This is a genomic window from Chelativorans intermedius (assembly GCF_025398255.1).
Taxonomy (GTDB): domain Bacteria; phylum Pseudomonadota; class Alphaproteobacteria; order Rhizobiales; family Rhizobiaceae; genus Chelativorans; species Chelativorans intermedius.
The window spans coordinates 1-4260 of record NZ_JAODNW010000059.1 but is presented as its reverse complement, the minus strand read 5'-3'; the positions used below and the strand labels follow the sequence as shown (position 1 = coordinate 4260).

General features: G+C 65.7%; 5 protein-coding genes. All 5 read left to right on the top strand.

The window, feature by feature from the left end:
- Positions 1-369 precede the first annotated feature (369 nt).
- The 5 genes from NYR58_RS20070 to NYR58_RS20050 all read left to right on the top strand — a co-directional run bounded on the left by NYR58_RS20070 (position 370) and on the right by NYR58_RS20050 (position 4240).
- Positions 370-1680 (top strand): hypothetical protein, encoded by a 1311-nt coding sequence (locus tag NYR58_RS20070; protein WP_261522904.1) that lies wholly within the window; start codon positions 370-372, stop codon positions 1678-1680.
- Positions 1628-2623: a hypothetical protein gene (locus NYR58_RS20065; protein ID WP_261522903.1), complete on the top strand. Its 996-nt coding sequence runs from the start codon at positions 1628-1630 to the stop codon at positions 2621-2623. The genes NYR58_RS20070 and NYR58_RS20065 overlap by 53 nt, the downstream gene beginning before the upstream one ends.
- A 117-nt stretch (positions 2624-2740) precedes the next feature.
- Positions 2741-3334: a sigma factor gene (locus NYR58_RS20060; protein WP_050475376.1), complete on the top strand. Its 594-nt coding sequence runs from the start codon at positions 2741-2743 to the stop codon at positions 3332-3334.
- Between the two features lie 22 nt (positions 3335-3356).
- Positions 3357-3707, top strand: a complete 351-nt coding sequence (locus NYR58_RS20055; protein ID WP_200901817.1) for a hypothetical protein — start codon at positions 3357-3359, stop codon at positions 3705-3707.
- A 44-nt stretch (positions 3708-3751) separates the two neighbouring features.
- Positions 3752-4240 carry a hypothetical protein gene (locus NYR58_RS20050; protein ID WP_261522902.1) on the top strand — a complete coding sequence of 163 codons (489 nt, stop codon included), beginning with the start codon at positions 3752-3754 and terminating at the stop codon, positions 4238-4240.
- Positions 4241-4260: the final 20 nt, after the last annotated feature.

The window sequence follows — 4260 nt, the reverse complement described above, 5'->3', positions numbered from 1 at the left end:
GGCCGGAGAGTGTAGGCGAATTTCTCCAGTATCGTCAGAAGCTTCGTCATGTTCGCGCAGCCTCAGCCGGACCAGCCCGAGCGCCAGCAGGCCGCACAGCTCGGCGCGGCGTTCGGCGGGGGTCATCTGGTCGGGCGGCAGGGGATTCGGGCGTTTCATGAAGGGCTGGTCCGTGAGGTCTCGCCCTTCTCCTACTCACCGCATTCGCAAACCGTCCCGCGGGGCCCGGACAGGCACGGGTGGAGCTGCCATGGACTCGACTCCCGGTTGTCTGGTCGGGTAGAACATAATCGGAACACACGTCGCGTTCGCGCGATGAATCGGTAGCATTGCTTCGGCCGATTTCGGCAGCGCATCATTTCGCGCAAAATGAAGCGGGTAGCCGGAACGCGGTCGGGTTTTCGCCTGTCCGCGAGAGTTTCAGGGCCGAAAGGAGATCATATGCCGAAGAGGATCAGAAATTTCGTCGATCGCGCTTTTTCGAGAACCGTGGATATCGAATTGCTCCACCGACTGCTGAACCCCTATCTCGGGCAGATCGATTTCGATTGGGACGGGCTTCCCGACGATGACAAGAAACGGCGCGAGGCGATCTTCAATCTCTTCGCGAGAGCGGACATGCGGTTTCCGGCCAAGTTGCAGTTCGCCCTCTACAACATCTCCACACTGTCAACGGACGCCGGCGCCAGGATCATCCAGGAGATCGCCACGGAGGCCGGCGTCGATGTCCTTGCGCCCTATCGAACCGAAGGCGGAGACGACGACCTGCGCTTCACCCCTCGCTTCATTGCCCTGGTTGCATGGCTCGATCACGGGGCCATCTTCGACCGGGCGCTCAGCGCCGCGGCATTCCTCGCGTATTCCTCCAAGCTGGAGCGCGATGCCGACCGCGAAGACGTCGAGCCGCGGCATCACGAGGCCGGTGTGCAGAAAGAATTCACGGAGGCGGTGCGGCGGCATTTCGCGAGCCGCTACAACGGTCACTATTGCGACGTGCGGTGGTTCGAAGAGGAGGATCTGCTGCGCGTCCTGATCCTTCACGGCTCCAAGCCGGAGACGAAGAACGTCGACCAGGAGGGGACCGAGGATACGCTGAAGTTCCGAGAGATCGTCCAGTCGACAATCGAGTATGATCCCCGGCAGGGGTCCATCGCCGTCGGCTCCAAATCAGCCACTGATGCCAAGAAGCTGGTCAAACTGTTCGGAGAGCACGTCCTGGGAGACAAGGACATCTTCGAGGTATCGGCGAAGGAGCAACTCTATACGCTCGAGCCGCTGCAGAAGCTGGGCGCAGCATTCAAGTTCCACTTCGACCCGGATGGCGACATCACCCATGTCGCCTTGCGCGAGGTGCGCGTCGACGAAGCTCAGCTCACGACGACGGGGCGTCTGCGCCGCTCGCCGTGGTTCCTGACGCTTGGCGATTCCCAGAATGCCCTCAAGCGTTTGAAGGACGTCGCGTCGGACCTCGACATTGCCGACCTGCGGATTGTGCATGCCAAGGTCGATGTGACCATCGAGATGGACGACGCGGAGGTGGTGGTTCCTGTCACCATCCGGCCGCCGCGCACCGTCAGCATGCGCGACCATTCCCACGAACGGCTCATCCTCGAGATGCTGGAAGACAATGACATTCGCAAACGCCGCAGAACTGGTCAGGCTGCTGCTGCGGCAGAGTGATCGTCATCCGATCCGCGCCGTTGGCGCTGCCGATCTGAAGCTATTCGAGCCCGGGGTTGTCCGGTCGCTTCGCAATCGCGGGATCCTCGTGGAGCGGGAGGATCTGCGCGACGACGGCGCTGCGGTCTTCCATGTCGTCGACGATGGGCTGGTCGTCGTCGATCCGGAGACAGGCGAATGCGATCGCTACGGGGACGCGCTGGACGTCCAGACGTTCGACATCGACCTTGCCGCGCTCTGCCGCGCGATCCGCGAGCAGTCGGGGTTGGGCGGGCCCGGTCCGGCAGCGCTCTCGGCCCGGGTCTGGCGGCTCGGCAGGCATGAGGGCCACGGTCGCGCTGCAGAGATCTGTCTCGTGCGACGGCTGCGCGAGGACGCCGCACAAGAGATCGTTGATCACGTGCGCGGCGCCATCGACAGCGAAGCCCCTGTCGCCCTGATCAGCCTCGGCGGTTGCGATCTGCCCACGGCGGTCGCCCGTCAGCTCGAGGCTCTGCGCATGACGGTGGCCCGTGCTGAGGACCTGCTCCGCGACGATCCAGATCTTCCCTTCGCGCTCGATCTCGGCCGGATCCGTGTGCCTACGGGACCGCAAGCGTCGGATACACGCCTCCAGATCGACCGTATCGGTCGCCGTGTGATCTTCGAAGGCATCGAACTCGGCGTCGAGCCGCGGGACTTCGACGCGTTCGTAATGCTCGCGGAGGAGGCCGTGGCTGCCGGTGGCTGGGTGCCGAAGGACAGCCTCGCGGCCTCGCTGCAGGCCAGCACGGGACGGGAGAGCAATCCCGAACAGGTTGACCGCTGCATGAACAGGCTACGCGATGCCTTCCGGAGGAACACGCGTCTGACCTCGGTTCCGGACAACGGGTTCATCGAGCGGAAGTCCAAGGTTGGCGCTCGTCTCACCCTCACGCCTTCCGAGATCGCGTTCATGGCCTAGACCTGTTCTCTGGCGCCGGGAGGTTTTCGGGAGGTTTTCAGGAGAAGTCCGAGAGATAAACGATTTCAGCATGTTGCACGGTCGGGTTGTGAACGGAAACGACCAGGACCCTTCGACATGCACCCACCGATTTCCCCCTCCGACCTTGCCACGCTGCTCGACGAGACAGACGTCGCGGCGCGGCGTCTGCACCGTAAACTGGCGCTCCCTGCCGCCGATCTCGACGATCTCCGCCAGGACCTCCTGATCGATCTGATCTGTCGGCTGCCGGGCTTCGACAAGCGCCGCGGCACCATCGGCGCCTTCGCCAACATCGTGCTGCGCAACCAGTGCTCGCGCATCGCGATCCGGCACCATCGCCGGCGCCGGGCGCAGGGCGGCACGATGCTCTCCCTCGACGCCCCGGCAGCTGGCTCGGTCGAACCGTTGGGCTGCCTGTTGGCGGAATCGGACGGGCTGGCCGCCTGGCACGGCCAGGACCGCGACACGCAGGCGGAAATCCAGACCCGCGAGGCTGTGCAGTCCGCACTGGCGCGGTTGCCCGAGGCCGACCGCCGGTTCTGCTGCGCGCTGGCCCATCGGTCAGTGACGGCGCTGGCCGACGAGGGCTTCGGCAGCCGCTCGGCGCTCTACCGGCGCCTCGCCGATCTCCGTCACGTCCTCACCGCCTACGGGCTCGGTCCCTCCTGGGACGATCTCGCTGCGGCGTGAGTAGAGGCGAAAGGAGGAGATCATGTTCATGGGCAACACCCCCTTCATCACCGTCCGCGCCAGCCGCCCGCTGACCGAAATCGAGTTCTGCGCCTGGGTGGCGCAGGCCGCGCCCGGCGACCGGCTCGAATACCATCGCGGTTTCCTCGTGCTCGACATCTTCCCGATGCTCGGCCGCCTCGCGGACCGCGAACGGGAGGAGTTGTCGCGGCTCGGATCGCGCGCCTTCTGGGCCGCCGAGCAGGGCCTCGTCCATCTTGTGCAGGAGCGCGTGGGCCCCGACCGCTTCGCCTACATCGCCGTCGCGCGCCCCAAGCCCAAGCACGCCGCCGCCTCGCTGTCGGCGCTGCTGCTCGAGGAGCAGGCGGCGTGACTTCCCGCATCCAGACCCCATTCGCCGATCACGGAGACCCGTTCATGCCCTGGCCGAACAACAGCCCCACGCCCGACGACCTGCCGGGCATCCCCGACACCGAACTGGCGCAGCTGCCGGTCGAACTGCTCGCCATTCTGCAGCGCGAGACCGATGAGGCGCTGAAGCGCGCCAAGGCGGCGAAGGCCAGGCTCGATGCCGCGCTGACCATCCGCTACGCCACGCGCGCAGCCGAGGAGCGTCAGGCGCAAGCCAAGGACACGGGCACCGTCCGCTTCGACGACGGCGATTTCACGGTGGTCGCCGACCTGCCGAAACGCGTCGAATGGGACCAGTCCCGGCTCGCGACCATGGTCGACCGGATCCGCGCCGCCGGGGACGATCCGGCCGAATACGTCGACATCGCCTTCAAGGTGCCCGAGCGCAAATACGCGGCCTGGCCCGAGGCGATCCGCCAGGGCTTCGAGCCGGCGCGGACCGTGAAGACCGGCGCGCTGAAGGTCGAGATCCGGCCGCAGGGGGATGGGCAATGACCTCCCTCGCGCCGATTTCC

Excerpts from the sequence above, each read along its gene's own strand:
- NYR58_RS20070 (WP_261522904.1), top strand. The coding sequence starts at position 370 with ATGAAGCGGGTAGCCGGAACGCGGTCGGGTTTTCGCCTGTCCGCGAGA.
- NYR58_RS20065 (WP_261522903.1), top strand. The coding sequence starts at position 1,628 with ATGACATTCGCAAACGCCGCAGAACTGGTCAGGCTGCTGCTGCGGCAG.
- NYR58_RS20060 (WP_050475376.1), top strand. The coding sequence starts at position 2,741 with ATGCACCCACCGATTTCCCCCTCCGACCTTGCCACGCTGCTCGACGAG.
- NYR58_RS20055 (WP_200901817.1), top strand. The coding sequence starts at position 3,357 with ATGTTCATGGGCAACACCCCCTTCATCACCGTCCGCGCCAGCCGCCCG.
- NYR58_RS20050 (WP_261522902.1), top strand. The coding sequence starts at position 3,752 with ATGCCCTGGCCGAACAACAGCCCCACGCCCGACGACCTGCCGGGCATC.